Consider the following 14629-nt stretch of genomic DNA (forward strand, 5'->3'; position numbering starts at 1 on the left):
GGGCCTCGATTCCGAGATTCCTCTCTCTGAAGCAAGGCCGTCAGCGATGAGTGAAGGTTGCGTGGGTGAGCAAAGGGCTCATCGGCTAGTACAGGGTCGCTGGTCCGTCTTGGGCCAGTAGTTGTTGAAACTGTTGCGAGGACACCGCGTGGGAAATCAGGAAGCCCTGCACCTGGGTGCAGTCGATTTTGCGCAGCAGGGCCAGTTCCTGTGCGCTCTCCACGCCCTCGGCGACCACTGTCAGGCCCAGTTGGCGGCCCAGCGCAATGATGCTGGTCAGGGCCTGGGCGATTTCCTCGTTGTTGTGGCAGCCCTGGACCAGGGCCCGATCGATCTTCAGCTCGGTAAAGGGCGTCGACACCAGATTCATGTAGGAGCTGTAGCCCTTGCCGAAATCGTCCTGGGACAGGCCGAAACCCTTGATGCGCAGGCGGCAGGCACCGGCGTAGAAGTTGCTGATGTGTTCCGGAGTGGAGCACTCCATCAGCTCGAAGCAGATCTTGCCGGGTATGCCCTGGCGCTGGATCACGAAGTCATGCAGTCGATCGGCCAGGTCGGCGCTGTTGAGCAGGTGGGTTGGCAGATTGATCGACACCGGAATGTCATAGCCGTCTTCCCGCCAGCGCACCTGAGCTTCCAGAGCCTGTTCGAGGATCAGCCACAACAGCTCCTCTTCGAGTCCCGCCTCGGTGAGTTCCGGTAGAAAGTCGCAGGGCAACAGCATGCCGTGTTGCGGGTGCATCCAGCGCACCAGCGCCTCGGCGGCGACGATGCGGCCGTTGTTCAGGGCTTTCTTGGGCTGGAACCAGGCTTGAATCTGCGAATTGCGCAGGGCGTGTTGCAGGGTCTCAGTGCTGCACTCGACCCAGATCGCTGGCGGCGGCTCGCTGCTGATCAGCTCCGGTAGCTGCGCAGTGAGGCTGCGCAGTGCCGCCAGGCTCACGGGTTTGGAAATCAAGCCTATGACCCGCAGGCCCAGGTTTCGAGCCACCAGGCTGGCGCCCATCAACATGCGCCTGGAGGAGGCACTCATGATTGCCAGGGCCGGGCGTACGCGGTGCTTGGCCAGGCCCTGGATGAACTGCACACCGTCCATGCCAGGCATCAGCAGATCTGTCAGTACCAGATCGAAATGCCGTTGCTTGAGACGCTCGAGAGCCTCGGAACCGTTGCTCGCGACCTCCAGCTGGTAAGGCCCCAGCTCGTTGAACAAGTGTTGCAGGTACATGTACTGAAACGGCTGATCTTCGACGATCAAAATGCTACAGGACTTCATGAGGGGCTCTTTCATAGGGCGCCAGATAGTTGAACAACGCTCTTAGTGCAAAGGGCTTGACCAGGCAGTGGTTCATCCCGGCTGCAAGACAGAGCTCTTCTTCTCCGCGCATTGCATTGGCCGTCGCCCCGATGATCGGGATCGAACAGCCTTGACGTCGAAGCTCCTTGGCCAGTTCATAGCCGTTGAGCTTCGGCATGTTCACATCAGTCAACACCACGTCGAAGTGCCCGTTTCTCCAGATGGACAAGGCATCTTCTCCGTTCGAGGCCAGTTCCACGCTGCAGCCCAGCTCCTCCAACTGGTCCTTGAGGATCAACTGGTTGATCACGTTGTCTTCGGCCACCAGCACATGCAGGCTGAGTTTTTTCAGTTCGCGGCTGTCGGTATGTTCCTCGCTCTGGGCCACCCAGACGCCCTGTGCCTGGCTCACCGCCTGGTGGATCGCCCGCAGGTTGTTGGTGTTCACCTGCCAGCTGCCGCCACGGATCCGCGGTTCGTTGTGGCCGTCACCACTGGCGAGCACCAGAGGGCCCTGCCAATCGGGCTCCAGGCGATGTTCGACGATCCCCGGGTGCAGCTCGATCAGCACGTTGCCGCGGCTGCGATCCGACTGCGTGGGCAGGCTGAACTGGGCCCGGGCGCCCCAGCGCCGTAACCACCCGGCCACGGATTCCGCCAGTTCGCGGACCGGGGACACCACATAGATCATCTCCGGCAAAAGCGGGCTGATCAGCGGGGTGTGGGACACCATGGGGCAGGCTTCCAGGGGCAGGGTGAGGGTAAAGCTGCTGCCCAGCCCGAGTTCGCTGACCATGCGGATGTTGCCGTTCATCAACTGCGTCAGGCGCTGGCAGATCGGCAGGCCCAGGCCCGTGCCGGCGATGACATTGGTGTTGCCTTCGGTCTGGTAGAAGGGTTCGAAGATCAGCGCCTGGTCGTCCTGGGCGATGCCGCGGCCAGTGTCAGATACCTGCCAGAGGATGTTGCTGCGTTCGCCGTCACGACTGTCCACCCGGACTCGCAGGACGATACGTCCTGAGTCGGTGAACTTGACCGCGTTGTTCAGCAGGTTGCTGAGGATCTGGCGGATCCGTGTGACATCACCAAGAAGAATTTCCGGCAACTGCGGGTCCACGCAAGCATAGAACTGCAGTCCCTTGGCGTGGGCGGCAGCGGCATAGCCCTGGATGATCTCGTGCACCAGATCCAGGGAGGAGAATTCACTGAGTTCCAGGGCCAACTGCCCGGCCTCGATCTTGGACACATCCAGCACGTCGCAAATCAGTTGCAGCAGAGTGCCGGAGGAGCCTTCGATGGCCCGCAGGTAATCCTTTTGCTGGTTGTCCAGGTGGGTTCGGGAGAGCAGCTCAAGGGTGCCGAGCACGCCGTACAGCGGTGTGCGGATTTCGTGGCTCATGGTGGCCAGGAACAGCGTCTTGGCTTCGTTGGCGGTATCGGCCAGGCGTTTGGCTTCTTCCAGGGCCGCTTCGATCTGCTTGCGTGCACTGATATCGCTGAAGGCACAGAACAGCACGTCCTCGCCGTTGTAGCGGGTCGGTGCCGAGCTGAGATAGAGATGGCGGCCATCGGCGGTTTCAAAGTAATCCGAACTATTGGGGCGGTTGGGATCGAAGGCCTGTTCGATCCAGCCGGCACAGAGTTGATCGCGCTCGGTGCCATTGCCCAGCCATTGCTGAGACAGGGTGTTCTCCAGCACCACCTGGCCATCGCTGCGGCGCAGCACGCACAGGGCTACCGGAGCGATCTGGATCACGTCGCGACTGAAAGCTTCGCTTTCGATCAAGGCTTGGATCCGGTCCAGCGCTGGAGCGATCAGGCGCACCTCGACCCAGTGGGTCAAGAAACCGATCAGTGCCATGCCGAACAGGCTGATGAGCAAGGCTACAAACAATTGCGGCCAAAGACTCTTGAGCAGATTGTGCAAGTCGAAGGAGTACACCAGTTGCCAGTCCGATGACCCCAGTTGCTTGCGGATCACCAGATGGTCGGGCCACCAGCGGCCGCCGAGAAAGCCGAAGAAGCTGCCGCCCTTGACCTGCTGCACGTCCTCGCTCAGTTGTGCGCTGGGGGTGCTGCTGAAAATCAGCCCGCCGTGGGAATTGAACATCATGAAATCCCCGGCGCTCTGGTCACTGAGGGCCGCGGAGACACTCTTGCCGTCCATCTCCAGACCCAGCCAGCCAGAGTTGGCGTAGCGCTCGTCAAGGCGGGTGAAAATGTACAACTGGGCAGTGCCCGAGGAGTGATCCATCAACCACAACTCTTCACCCGGCGGGACTTCGGAGAACTTCAGCGTGGCCAATTTGGCCAGCAGCGGTCCGGGCAGATACGCCGATTCAGGCTGGGTACTGAACAGCCGTTGCACTTGGGATTGTTCGCCGCCGGGGACATACAGCAGGTTCAACTGTTTGCTTTTGAGATAGTCGCGCATGCGTTTGGTAAGCCAGATCCCCCATTGGTTTCCCTCCGGCCCACCCAGATGCAAGTGGATTTCCTCCGCCGGGTCGGCACTGGGCTCGTAGGCCTCGTTCTGCCGGGATTTGTGTACGGCGGACAGGCTCAGGCTTTCCAGCAGGGCTTCACGGCTGGTGAAGAAAGTCTGGGCTTCGGCAATGGCGCTGCTCATGTAGCTGCGCCGTTGTGACAACTCGTTGCTGATACTTGAACGCAAGAAGTTGTAAACGGCACCCAGCAGGCCGATCAAAAAAATCAGCGCCACGACACGAAGCAGCCGACGGGCTGCTTCAGGACTGGAAAAAAGGGGATTGATCTGATGCAGGTAGCTTTTTAATCTCATCCGCCAACTGTAATTGTGGGGCATGCCAACCAGGGATCAGACAATTCTTAAATAGCTGGGTACAAAGTAGCTTTGTGGTGTTTATGTTTATCTGGAACTTAGTTGTTTGTCTGAAACAGCAACTTTCCTATCAGCCATTTTCTTGCAACTAGTCTTTTGTAACTTTTCCTGAAATCGAGAGTTTCTTATTCCGTTACAGCGGTTTCAGACCATCTCCAGGTGCTGTTTACGCCGGGGCGGAGTAAACACTTGATCCAGGGCTTGCAGGTCCTGGGGTTCCAGTTGCAGTTCACCGGCCTGGGCGTTGAGCCGTAGGTGCGCCGGGCGCACTGCCTTGGGAATCACCAGCACCTGGTCCTGGCGCAGCAACCAGGCCAGGGCTACCTGGGCTGAGGTAACCCCGTGGTTCCGGGCAATCTGCTGCAATACCGGTTCGGCCAGCAAGGCGCCGCCCTGGCCGATCGGGCAATAGGCCATAAGCGGCATCCGTCGCTGCTGGCAGGCGGGCAACAGGTCGAACTCGATACCCCGCGACTCCAGGTTGTACAGCACTTGATTGGTGGCGCAGGCCGGTGCATCCAGTTCCTCCAGGTCAGCCACGTCGAAGTTGGAGACCCCCCAACGGCGAATTTTTCCGGCTTCGCGCAGCCGTTCGAAGGCTTCGACGGTTTCCGCCAGCGGATACTGTCCGCGCCAGTGCAGCAGGTACAGGTCGATGACCTCGGTACCCAGGCGTTGCAGGCTGCGTTCGCAGGCCAAAGGCAGGCCCTTGCGACTGGCATTGTGGGGATACACCTTGCTCACCAGGAACACCTGATCGCGGCGCCCGGCAATGGCCTGGCCGACCACCTCCTCGGCGCCGCCTTCGCCGTACATCTCCGCGGTGTCGATCAGGGTCATGCCCAGCTCGATTCCGCTGCGCAGCGCGGCGATTTCCTGATCCCGCTGCCGGCGATCCTCCCCCATGCGCCAAGTGCCCTGGCCAATGACCGGAACCTGGGTATCCGCGAGCTCGAGCGTGCGCATGCTGCCTCCTGGGATCTGTAGCGAGTCGGATGGGGAGGGCACAGGGAAACAAAGCCATGGGCGGCGGTCAAGGCCCGCCAAGCCCAGGGCGAGGGTGGAAATCATATATTCCTAAAATGCATAAAATTCTAATTATTTATTCCTTTGAAGGCTTTGGCTAAAGGTGCATGTTTGTCACCAGCCGCTCAATTCCAGAGTCCGGTGCCAGCAGAGGAATTTTCAGCATGACCATTCAAGCGATCAACGTACGCAACCAGTTCAAAGGCGTGATCAAGGAGATCCACGAAGGCCAGGTGGTTTCGGAAATCGACGTGCAGACCGCTTCGGGCATTGTCACCTCGGTGATCACCACCCGCTCGGTGCGCGACCTGGAACTGAAGATCGGCAGTGAAGTGATCGCCTTCGTGAAGTCCACTGAAGTGTCCATCGCCAAGCTCTGAGACACGCACCTCGGACGTCGTCAATTCACAGGGGAGTGAAACATGCCGCACTCGCTGGATATCACCGCGTTACCCGTGCTCGACCTGAGCCAGTTGGAGGGGCGCCCGGAGCAGCGCCAGGCCTTTCTCCGGAGCCTGCGCCAGGCGGCGCGGGACGTCGGGTTCTTCTACCTCACCGGGCACGGCATCGACAGTGGCCTGCTGCGTCGGGTGCAGGATCAGGCCCGGGCCTTCTTTGCCTTGCCCGACGCCGATAAGGCGGCGGTGGGCATGATCCACTCGCCGCATTTTCGCGGCTACAACCGTGCGGCCTCGGAGATTACCCGAGGCCAGCCGGACCTGCGGGAGCAGTTCGACCTGGGTGCCGAGCGCCAAGCCTTGCCGCTGGACCCGCAAAGTCCACCCTGGGCCCGCCTGCAAGGTCCCAATCAGTGGCCGGCACAGTTGCCGCACTTCAAGCCCCTGTTGTTGGAGTGGCAGCAGGCAATGACCGGCATGTCGCTGCGCCTGCTGCGAGGTTTTGCCCAGGCCCTGTCATTGCCGGAGCATGCTTTCGACCCCTTGTACGGCGAGCGGCCCAATGAACATATCAAGCTGATCCGCTATCCCGGCCGCGCCCCGGGACAAAGCAACCAGGGCGTAGGCGCCCACAAGGATTCCGGATTCCTCAGCTTTTTGCTGCAGGACCAGCAGGCCGGTCTGCAGGTGGAAGTGCAAGAGGGCCGCTGGATCGATGCACTCCCCAGGGACAACACCCTGGTGGTGAACATCGGCGAGCTGCTGGAACTGGCCACCCACGGCTACCTGCGAGCCACGGTGCACCGGGTGCTCTCGCCACCGGCGGACCGCGATCGCTTGTCGATTGCCTTTTTCCTCGGCGCCCAACTGGACGCTCGAGTGCCGCTGTACCCCTTGCCCGCAGCCCTGTTGCAGGAAGCCCGGGGCCCGGCCAGCGATCCGGACAACCCATTGTTTCGTGAAGTGGGCTGGAACTACCTCAAGGGCCGCCTGCGCTCCCACCCCGATGTCGCCCAGCGCTTCTACCCCGATGCCCTGGTCCCCAAGGCCCTGAGTGCCTGACCCCGATTCGCCGACCCAAGGACATAACCATGTTGAACAAGAACCTGTTTGCCCTGGCGCTGCTGGCCGGCCTGGGTCACTTTCTGCCGGCGGTTGCCGCGCAGCCGTTGCGGGTCGCGGCAGACCCGGTGCCCCACGCGCAGATCCTCGCGTATGTGCAGAAGCTCGACCCGCAACTGGCGTTGCAGATCATCGAGATTCCCAACGGCGTGAACTCCAATGAGTTGCTGGCCCACGGCGATGTGGACGCCAACTACTTCCAGCACCTGCCTTATCTCAAGTCCCAGGAGCAGGCCCTGGGCCAGCCGTTCGCGGTGGCCGCCAGCGTGCACATCGAACCCCTGGGCATCTACTCCCAGCGGCACAAGAGCTTCGATCAGGTACCACAGGGCGGCACAGTGGCGGTGCCCAACAATGTCACCAACCTGAGCCGTGCCCTGTACCTGTTGCAGAGTTACCAGCTGATCCGCCTCAAGCCCGGCTTCAGCGATCCGGCCCGTGACCAGGCCACCCCCAAGGACATCGCCGACAACCCCAGGCAGTTGAAGATTCTGGAAATCGAATCACCGCAGATTCCCCGGGCCCTGGAGGATGTCGACCTGGCGGTGATCAACGGCAACTACGCCCTGGAAGCGGGCCTGGTGCCAGCCAAGGATGCCCTGGGGCTGGAACAGGCCGAACACAATCCCTACGCCAATATCCTGGTGACCACCCCCCAACTGCAGGACGACCCACGCATCCGGCAGCTGGCCAAGGACCTGCGTTCTCCTGAAGTGGTCAAGTACATCACCGAGTCCTACAAGGGTTCGGTGATCCCGGCCGCGGACCGCCAGCCATGATCCAGGTGGAGCAGGTCAGCAAGGTCTATGGCGAAGGCCAGCCGCCGGCCCTGGATCGGGTGTCACTGACGGTTCCCGACGGCGCGGTCTACGGCATTCTCGGCCGCAGCGGTGCCGGCAAGTCGACCCTGTTGCGCTGCCTGAACCTGCTGGAGCGCCCCAGCAGCGGGCGCATCCTGATCGATGGCCAGGACCTCGGCGCGCTGTCCGAAGGCCAGCTGCGCAGGCAGCGCCAGGGCATCGGCATGATCTTCCAGGGCTTCAACCTGCTGCATTCACGCACGGTGCAGGACAACGTCGCCGTGCCTCTGGAAATCGCCGGCCTGGGCAAGCCGCAGCGACAAGCCCGGGTCCTGGAACTGTTGGATCTGGTAGGGCTGAGCGACAAGGCCCAGGCCTTTCCTTCCCAACTGTCCGGTGGCCAGAAGCAACGGGTAGGCATTGCCCGAGCCCTGGCCGCCGGCCCCCGTTATCTGCTCTCGGATGAAGCCACCAGCGCCCTGGACCCGGAAACCACCGCCTCGATCCTGCAACTGCTGGCGCAAATCAACCGCGAGCTGGGGCTGACCATCGTGCTGATCACCCACGAGCTGGAGGTGGTCAAATCCATCTGCAGCCATGCCGCTTCCCTGGCCCAGGGCCGGTTGCTGGAGTGCGGTGCGATTGCCCAACTGCTTGCAGACCCGCAATCGGCCCTGGGTCGCGCCTTGCTGCCGGGCTACAACCTGCCGTTCAACGGCAGCCAGCCCGAGGCCGAGCTGACATTTTTTGACAACCAGCGTGCCGCGCCGCTGCTTGCGCAACTGAGTCGCCAGCAGGCGTTGGAGCTCAAGGTGCTGGCTGGCGGGGTCGAGTCGGTGGGCGGCCGGCGGGTAGGGCGCCTGCGCATCGCTGCCGCCGGTGCCGACGTCGGAAAATTCCAGCAACTGCTGACGGCCCTGGCCCAGCGCGGCATCCGGAGTGAACGCCTGTGAACCGCAGTATTGATTGGCAGGAACTGGCGCAACTGCTGATAAACGCCACCGGCGAGACCCTGTACATGGTGCTCCTGGCCTCGCTGTTCACGGTGCTGATCGGCTTGCCTCTGGGCGTGCTGCTGTTCGTCAGCCGCAAGGGCGGCCTGCGCCCCATGCTGCGGATCAATCGCCTGCTGGGCACCCTGGTCAACCTGGGACGTTCCTTGCCCTTTGTGGTGCTGCTGATCGCCTTGATTCCCCTGACCCGGCTGGTGGTCGGCACCACCCTGGGCAGCACCGCAGCGGTGGTGCCCATCACCATCGGCGCCTTTCCATTTTTTGCACGGATCGTCGAGAACGCCCTGGATGAGGTGGACAAGGGCCGGATCGAAGCGATCCTGGCCATGGGCGGGCATATCGGCCATGTGATCTTCAAGGCGCTGCTGCCGGAGGCCTTGCCGGCACTGCTGGCGGGGCTGACCCTGACCCTGGTGATGCTGATCGGCTTTTCCTCCATGGCCGGCGTCATCGGGGGCGGCGGCCTGGGCGACCTGGCGATCCGCTACGGCTATCAACGTTTCAACAACCAGATCATGGTGGCCACGGTGCTGGTCCTGGTGTTGCTGGTGCAGGGAGTACAGAGCGGCGGCGACAGGCTGGTGCGCTCCCTGGCGCACCGCCGTTAAACCCTGTGCGGGTGCCACTCAGCGCCCTTCATGCTGCTTGCGATAGGCCCCGGGCTGCAGGCCCACGGCCTTGGTGAAGGCCCGGGTGAAGGCGGCGATGGATTGATAACCCACGCTCGCCGCTGCCTGCTCCACGGTCTGGTTGGCCTTGAGCAATTGGCAGGCGTGGCGCATGCGCAGGGCCAGCAGCACCTGCCCCGGGGACTGCCCGGCCAGTTCATTGAAACGCTTGAAGAACGCCGAACGCGACAGCCCGGTCAGGGCCGCCATGCTTTCCAGGGGCCAGGGCTGGCCGGGTTGCTGGATCAACTGTTCCAGCAGCGGGGCAAATCCCGGGTGCCGAGCCAGGGCCACCAGGCCGCCGAGGTCCTGGTTGTCGCTGACCTGTTGGCGCAGCACATAGAGGAACAGCAGGTGGCTGAGACGCTCCAGCAAGGCCGAGGACGGTGCCGGGGTGCGCTGGCACTCGTCGAGAATCAGTTGGAACAGTGCGCGGGCGGCGCTGAGGGACGGATCGCCGGCCCGCAGGATCAGCCAGCCCGGCAAGCCGTCGATAATCAGCGAAGACAATCCCGACTTGAAGTGGAAGAAGCCGCAGACCAGGCCCACGCCATCCTGGGCGCTGGAATCCAGGGCCGTCATGGCCATGCGCGGCAGTTGTTGCGCCACTGCGGACTGCTGGGCGCTGGACAGTCGATAGCCCAGGTCCTGTAGCAGAAACACCGCATCCCCGGCGTCCAGGCGCAGCGCCTCGGGCACGCCATCGATGTGCAGCCAGCAATGGCCCTGGACGATCAGGTGGAAACTGGCCCGGGCCAGCCCCTGGGTGCTGGCGTGCCAGCCACCGCAGTAACGCCCGACATGAAACAGGCTGGCATCCAGTTCCAGGCCTTCTAATAACCAATCAACCAAGGGGCTTGATGAAATCATCTAAGGGAAACACTCAGGAGCAAGTAATCGCTACTTTAGAATATGGATCGGAATTCTTATAACCAACAGACTTGACGCACACCTACATACCAGGAGTCCACTCCATGTCCCGCGTCACTCTACACACCTTGCACAGCGCCCCAGAAGCCGCCCGGCCATTTCTTGAAAATGCCCTGAAAAATTCCGGCTACATTCCCAACCTGCTGGGCATCCTGGCCAACGCCCCGGCCGCCCTGGAGACCTACGTCACGGTCTCGGGCCTCAACGCCAAGGCTGATCTGAGCCTGGCGGAGCGGGAAGTGGTGCAGTTGATCGCCGCTACCACCCATGGCTGCGATTTCTGTGTCGCAGGTCATACCGCGGTGGCCCTGAACAAGGCCAAACTCCCGGACCCGGTGATCAGCGCCCTGCGTGAGCAGAGCAGCTTGCCCGAGGCCCGTCTGGAAGCCCTAGCGGCCTTCGCTCGGGAAGTGATCGCCACCCGGGGCAAGGTCAGCGACCAGGGCTACGCCCAGTTCAAGGCCGCAGGGTACAGCGAAGGCAACGCCCTGGAAGTGATCCTGGGCATCAGCCTGGCGACCCTGTGCAATTTTGCCAACGTGTTCGCCGGGACCGAACTGAACCCCGAGCTGGCCCAGTATCGCTGGTCGGCCCAAGGTCAATGATTCAAGGCGCCGGTTATCCAACGGCGCCCCCTTCAAGGAGAAAACCACATGCTCAGTGCGCACTTGAGTGAATGGCTGGATGCCCAGGCCCAGGCGCTGGACCAGGGTCACTGCGATCCCCAGCAGGTACTCGCTCGCCTCGCCGGGGCCGATGTGCTGCGGGTCGGCATCGACCAGGAACTGGGGGGCAGCGGCGGCGAGCTGACCGATGCCCTGGAAGTCATGGCCGCGGTGGCCAGTCACTCCCTGGCGGCCGCCTTCGTGTTCTGGGGCCAGCGGGCCTTTATCGAATACCTGCTGCACAGTCCCAACCAGGCGCTGCGCGAGCGCTTGCTGCCCTCGTTGCTCAGTGGCGAGCTGGCCGGGGCCACCGGGCTGTCCAACGCCATGAAATTCCTGTCCGGGATCGAGGCGCTGCAAGTCAAGGCCCGGGACCAGGGCCAGGGCTGGAGCCTCAACGGCCGCCTGCACTGGGTCACCAACCTGCGCAAGAGCGGTTTTGTGGTGGCGGCGGCCATCGAGCACGAGGAGGGCGATGCGCCCTTTATCCTGGCGATCCCCGATGCCTTGCCCGGGCTGCAGCGCTCCGACGATCTGCAACTGATGGGCCTGCAATCGAGCAACACCGCGGCCCTGGACTTGAGTCAGGTGCAGGTTCCGCGAGACTGGCTGCTGCACGAGGACGCCCGAGTCTTCCTGCCGGCCGTGCGCCCGGCCTTTCTCGGTCTGCAATGTGCCCTGGCCATCGGCCTGGCGCGCCGGGCCCTCAGGGAAGTGGAAAGCCATGTCCAGGGCGCCCGCTCGATTCTCATGGAGCCGTTGCACGAGCAGCGCCAGCACCTGGAACAGACCGTTGCCGAGCTCAAGGAGGGTCTGCTCGACGGGCGTTTCCTGACCCAGCCCGCTGCGCTGTTCCGGGTGCGCATCGCCTTGGCCGAGGCCACTGCCAACGCCGTGCAACTGGAGTTGCAGGCCAGCGGTGGCAAGGCCTACCTCAATGAATTCGGCAGCGGCTTTGCCCGGCGCTGGCGCGAGTCGGCCTTTGTGCCCATCGTCACGCCAAGCCTGGTGCAATTGCGTGCCGAACTGCAGCGCCAGGCGCGTAACGCAGCATGAGCGCGTTGTTGAATGCGCAGAACATCAGTCTGGGCTATCCCGGGGCCGAGGGCTGGCACGCGGTGCTGGAAGACTTCGAGCTGCAACTGCAAGCCGGCGAAGTGGTGTCCATCCTCGGCCCCAGCGGGGTCGGCAAGTCCAGCCTGTTGCGGGTCCTGGCCGGCCTGCAGCAGCCCCACAAGGGGCAGGTCAGCCTGTTGGGCGAGGTGCTCAGCGGTCCTCATCCTCGGGTCGCGGTGGCCTTCCAGGACCCCAGCCTGTTGCCCTGGCTGACCCTGGAGCACAACGTCGCCTTCGGCCTGGATTTTGCCCGCCAGCCGCACCTGAGCCAGGCGCAGCGTCAGGCCCGTATCGACCACGCCATCGCCGCCGTTGGCCTGGACCATGCCCGTCGGCAGTACCCGGCCCAGCTCTCCGGCGGCATGGCCCAGCGCACCGCCCTGGCCCGCTGCCTGGCCCGGCAGCCGCAAGTCTTGCTGTTGGACGAACCCTTCGGCGCCCTGGACGAGGTGACCCGGGCCGACATGCAGCAACTGCTGCTCAAGGTGATCGGCCAGCACCGCACGGCCGCGCTGCTGATCACCCACGACATCGACGAAGCCCTGCTGTTGTCCGATCGGGTGCTGCTACTGGGTAACAGCCCGGCGCACACCCTCGGCCAGTGGCACATCGACCTGCCGGCGCCCCGTGCCGAACGGATCGAGGAACTGGGCGCCTTGCGTATCGAGATTCTCAAAACCCTTCGGCGGGCGAGCCGCAACCCCCTTAATTCCCCATTGCCTGCACCGTCGGAGATTGACCATGTGCCTGGACGACTTCACCCACACGCGTCGTGACTTCCTCAAACTCAGCGCGCTGCTGACCGCCGGCGGCGCCTTGCCGCTGCTCAACAGCCTGCACGCCCGCGCCGCCCAGGAGCCGGATGCGCCAGTACGCATTGGCTACCTGCCGATCACCGACGCCACGCCCTTGCTGGTGGCCCACAACAACGGCCTGTTCGAGGCCGAGGGCATCAAGGCCGAACGCCCGGTGCTGCTGCGCAGCTGGGCGCAGGTGATCGAGGCGTTCATTTCCGGGCAGGTCAATGTCATTCACCTGCTGTCGCCGATGACCGTCTGGGCCCGCTACGGCAGCCGGGTGCCGGCCAAGGTGGTGGCCTGGAACCATGTCGGCGGCTCCGGCCTGACCGTGGCCCCAGGCATTACCGAGATCAAGCAATTGGCGGGAAAGTCGGTGGCGATTCCGTTCTGGTACTCGATCCACAACGTGGTGGTGCAGCAACTGTTTCGCGACAACGGCCTGGTGCCGGTGAGCAAGGCCGCCGGCAGCGCCCTGGGCGCCAACGAGGTCAACCTGCTGGTGCTGCCGCCATCGGACATGCCGCCGGCCCTGGCCAGCCAGCGCATTGCCGGCTACATCGTCGCCGAGCCCTTCAACGCCCTGGCCGAAGAGCTCAAGGTGGGGCGGGTACAGCGCTTTACCGGGGATGTCTGGCGCAATCACGCCTGCTGCGTGGTGTTCATGCATGAGCACGACCTGAACATCCGCCCCGAGTGGTCGCAGAAAGTGGTCAACGCCATCGTCAAGGCCCAGCTCTGGACCCGGGACCACCGCGCCGAGGCTGCGCAGTTGCTGTCCAAGGACGGCAGCAATCGCTACACGCCCCATGCGCCTCAGGTGCTCAATCGAGTGCTGGCGCCAGCGGCCAGCGACCGTGAGGCTTATCTGGCCAGCGGCGCGATCCAGCACAGCCACTGGGACGAGTCGCGCATCGACTTCCAGCCGTATCCGTTTCCCAGTTACACCGAGGAATTGGTCAAGCGCCTCAAGGACACCCTGATCGAGGGCGACAAGGGCTTTCTCGCCAACCTCGACCCGGCGCAGACCGCCCAGGACCTGGTGGACGATCGCTTTGTGCGCAACGCCATCGCCGCAGTGGGCGGGCTCAAGGCGTTCGGTCTGGCAGACAGCTTCGAACGCAGCGAGGAGTTTGGTCTTTGATGGGCAAGCAACCTTCCTCCCTGAGCCATTGGGTCCTGGGCCTGGCGGGGCTGCTGAGCCTGCTGCTGGGCTGGTGGCTGGGGGTGCACCTGCTGGGAGGCGGCAACGGCCTGGCGGCGCGTTTCTCCCCCGAGGCGACCTTCGCCAGCCTGGTGGAACTGCTGGGGCGCGGCGAGCTGTATGAGCATGTGCTGGTGAGCCTCAAGCGCATCTTGGTAGGGCTGCTCCTGGCCTTGCTGATCGGCGTGCCCCTGGGTCTGCTGGTGGGCAGCTACCGGCACCTGGAGGCGGCGACCACCCCGGCGTTCCAGTTCTTGCGGATGATCTCGCCGCTGTCCTGGATGCCCGTGGTGGTGATGCTGATGGGGGTAGGGGACCAACCGATCTACTTCCTCCTGGCGTTTGCCGCCCTGTGGCCGATCCTGCTCAACACCGCGGCCGGCGTGCGTCAACTGGACCCGCGCTGGCTGCAACTGAGCCGCAGCCTCAGCGCCACCCGCTGGGAAACCTTGCGCAAGGTGATCTTGCCCGGGGTGGTGGGGCATGTCCTGACCGGGGTGCGACTGTCCATCGGCATTCTCTGGATCGTCCTGGTGCCCTGCGAAATGCTCGGTGTCAGCGCCGGCCTGGGCTACTTCATCCTCGACACCCGGGACCGCCTGGCCTACTCGGAACTGATGGCCATGGTGCTGCTGATCGGCGTGCTCGGGTTTGCCCTCGACGCCCTTGCCCGTGGCCTGCACCGACGCTGGTCCCATGCCTGATCCGGCTCCCTCTCCCGCAGGCGCCGGCT

14 protein-coding genes are annotated in these 14629 nt (G+C 63.5%); 10 read left to right on the forward strand and 4 right to left on the reverse strand.

Annotated features, from left to right (window positions below; genetic code table 11):
• Positions 1-85 precede the first annotated feature (85 nt).
• The 3 genes from pvrR to KHO49_RS28935 form a co-directional block, all read right to left on the reverse strand.
• Positions 86-1291 carry a response regulator cyclic di-GMP phosphodiesterase PvrR gene (pvrR, locus tag KHO49_RS28925; RefSeq protein WP_465254603.1) on the reverse strand — a complete coding sequence of 402 codons (1206 nt, stop codon included), beginning with the start codon at positions 1289-1291 and terminating at the stop codon, positions 86-88.
• Positions 1263-4097, reverse strand: coding sequence for an ATP-binding protein (locus tag KHO49_RS28930; RefSeq protein ID WP_213666318.1), 2835 nt, complete (start codon positions 4095-4097; stop codon positions 1263-1265). Before KHO49_RS28930 ends, pvrR begins: the two co-directional genes overlap by 29 nt.
• A gap of 204 nt (positions 4098-4301) precedes the next feature.
• Positions 4302-5123 (reverse strand): aldo/keto reductase, encoded by an 822-nt coding sequence (locus KHO49_RS28935; protein WP_102865122.1) that lies wholly within the window; start codon positions 5121-5123, stop codon positions 4302-4304.
• 224 nt (positions 5124-5347) lie between these two features.
• Here KHO49_RS28935 and KHO49_RS28940 point away from each other — a divergent pair, with 224 nt between their 5' ends.
• Genes KHO49_RS28940 through KHO49_RS28960 form a run of 5 tightly spaced genes read left to right on the forward strand, consistent with a single transcriptional unit; the run spans position 5348 to position 9124 of the window.
• Positions 5348-5563: a TOBE domain-containing protein gene (locus tag KHO49_RS28940; RefSeq protein ID WP_102865121.1), complete on the forward strand. Its 216-nt coding sequence runs from the start codon at positions 5348-5350 to the stop codon at positions 5561-5563.
• A 42-nt stretch (positions 5564-5605) separates the two neighbouring features.
• Positions 5606-6643 carry an isopenicillin N synthase family dioxygenase gene (locus KHO49_RS28945; RefSeq protein WP_213666319.1) on the forward strand — a complete coding sequence of 346 codons (1038 nt, stop codon included), beginning with the start codon at positions 5606-5608 and terminating at the stop codon, positions 6641-6643.
• A 29-nt stretch (positions 6644-6672) separates the two neighbouring features.
• Complete coding sequence (locus tag KHO49_RS28950; protein ID WP_213666320.1) at positions 6673-7482, forward strand: MetQ/NlpA family ABC transporter substrate-binding protein; 810 nt, start codon at positions 6673-6675, stop codon at positions 7480-7482.
• On the forward strand, positions 7479-8456 hold the full coding sequence (locus KHO49_RS28955) for a methionine ABC transporter ATP-binding protein (protein ID WP_213666321.1): 978 nt from the start codon (positions 7479-7481) through the stop codon (positions 8454-8456). Before KHO49_RS28950 ends, KHO49_RS28955 begins: the two co-directional genes overlap by 4 nt.
• The gene (locus KHO49_RS28960) at positions 8453-9124 is read left to right on the forward strand and encodes a methionine ABC transporter permease (protein WP_213666322.1); all 672 of its coding nucleotides are present in this window, start codon (positions 8453-8455) and stop codon (positions 9122-9124) included. The genes KHO49_RS28955 and KHO49_RS28960 overlap by 4 nt, the downstream gene beginning before the upstream one ends.
• A gap of 18 nt (positions 9125-9142) precedes the next feature.
• Here the strand turns inward: KHO49_RS28960 and KHO49_RS28965 are convergent, their stop codons facing one another.
• Positions 9143-10054, reverse strand: a complete 912-nt coding sequence (locus KHO49_RS28965; RefSeq protein WP_102865116.1) for an AraC family transcriptional regulator — start codon at positions 10052-10054, stop codon at positions 9143-9145.
• Between the two features lie 104 nt (positions 10055-10158).
• Between KHO49_RS28965 and KHO49_RS28970 the strand changes: the two genes are divergently transcribed.
• Genes KHO49_RS28970 through KHO49_RS28990 form a run of 5 tightly spaced genes read left to right on the forward strand, consistent with a single transcriptional unit; the run spans position 10159 to position 14600 of the window.
• Complete coding sequence (locus tag KHO49_RS28970) at positions 10159-10719, forward strand: carboxymuconolactone decarboxylase family protein (protein ID WP_102879428.1); 561 nt, start codon at positions 10159-10161, stop codon at positions 10717-10719.
• Positions 10720-10767: 48 nt separating this feature from the next.
• Positions 10768-11835, forward strand: coding sequence for an acyl-CoA dehydrogenase family protein (locus tag KHO49_RS28975; protein WP_213666323.1), 1068 nt, complete (start codon positions 10768-10770; stop codon positions 11833-11835).
• The gene (locus KHO49_RS28980) at positions 11832-12671 is read left to right on the forward strand and encodes an ABC transporter ATP-binding protein (protein WP_213666324.1); all 840 of its coding nucleotides are present in this window, start codon (positions 11832-11834) and stop codon (positions 12669-12671) included. The genes KHO49_RS28975 and KHO49_RS28980 overlap by 4 nt, the downstream gene beginning before the upstream one ends.
• Positions 12637-13836: an ABC transporter substrate-binding protein gene (locus tag KHO49_RS28985; RefSeq protein ID WP_213666325.1), complete on the forward strand. Its 1200-nt coding sequence runs from the start codon at positions 12637-12639 to the stop codon at positions 13834-13836. The genes KHO49_RS28980 and KHO49_RS28985 overlap by 35 nt, the downstream gene beginning before the upstream one ends.
• Positions 13836-14600, forward strand: a complete 765-nt coding sequence (locus KHO49_RS28990) for an ABC transporter permease (RefSeq protein WP_102865111.1) — start codon at positions 13836-13838, stop codon at positions 14598-14600. The genes KHO49_RS28985 and KHO49_RS28990 overlap by 1 nt, the downstream gene beginning before the upstream one ends.
• The last annotated feature ends 29 nt before the right edge of the window (positions 14601-14629 follow it).

Source organism: Pseudomonas sp. RC4D1, assembly GCF_018390395.1.
Classification (GTDB): Bacteria; Pseudomonadota; Gammaproteobacteria; order Pseudomonadales; family Pseudomonadaceae; genus Aquipseudomonas; species Aquipseudomonas danubii.

Bases quoted from the DNA above. Each gene is read 5' to 3' on its own strand.
- KHO49_RS28955 (WP_213666321.1), top strand. From the start codon at position 7,479: ATGATCCAGGTGGAGCAGGTCAGCAAGGTCTATGGCGAAGGCCAGCCG.
- KHO49_RS28945 (WP_213666319.1), top strand. From the start codon at position 5,606: ATGCCGCACTCGCTGGATATCACCGCGTTACCCGTGCTCGACCTGAGC.
- pvrR (WP_465254603.1), bottom strand. From the start codon at position 1,291: ATGAAAGAGCCCCTCATGAAGTCCTGTAGCATTTTGATCGTCGAAGAT.
- KHO49_RS28930 (WP_213666318.1), bottom strand. From the start codon at position 4,097: ATGAGATTAAAAAGCTACCTGCATCAGATCAATCCCCTTTTTTCCAGT.
- KHO49_RS28965 (WP_102865116.1), bottom strand. From the start codon at position 10,054: ATGATTTCATCAAGCCCCTTGGTTGATTGGTTATTAGAAGGCCTGGAA.
- KHO49_RS28935 (WP_102865122.1), bottom strand. From the start codon at position 5,123: ATGCGCACGCTCGAGCTCGCGGATACCCAGGTTCCGGTCATTGGCCAG.
- KHO49_RS28940 (WP_102865121.1), top strand. From the start codon at position 5,348: ATGACCATTCAAGCGATCAACGTACGCAACCAGTTCAAAGGCGTGATC.
- KHO49_RS28970 (WP_102879428.1), top strand. From the start codon at position 10,159: ATGTCCCGCGTCACTCTACACACCTTGCACAGCGCCCCAGAAGCCGCC.
- KHO49_RS28990 (WP_102865111.1), top strand. From the start codon at position 13,836: ATGGGCAAGCAACCTTCCTCCCTGAGCCATTGGGTCCTGGGCCTGGCG.
- KHO49_RS28975 (WP_213666323.1), top strand. From the start codon at position 10,768: ATGCTCAGTGCGCACTTGAGTGAATGGCTGGATGCCCAGGCCCAGGCG.
- KHO49_RS28950 (WP_213666320.1), top strand. From the start codon at position 6,673: ATGTTGAACAAGAACCTGTTTGCCCTGGCGCTGCTGGCCGGCCTGGGT.
- KHO49_RS28985 (WP_213666325.1), top strand. From the start codon at position 12,637: ATGTGCCTGGACGACTTCACCCACACGCGTCGTGACTTCCTCAAACTC.
- KHO49_RS28980 (WP_213666324.1), top strand. From the start codon at position 11,832: ATGAGCGCGTTGTTGAATGCGCAGAACATCAGTCTGGGCTATCCCGGG.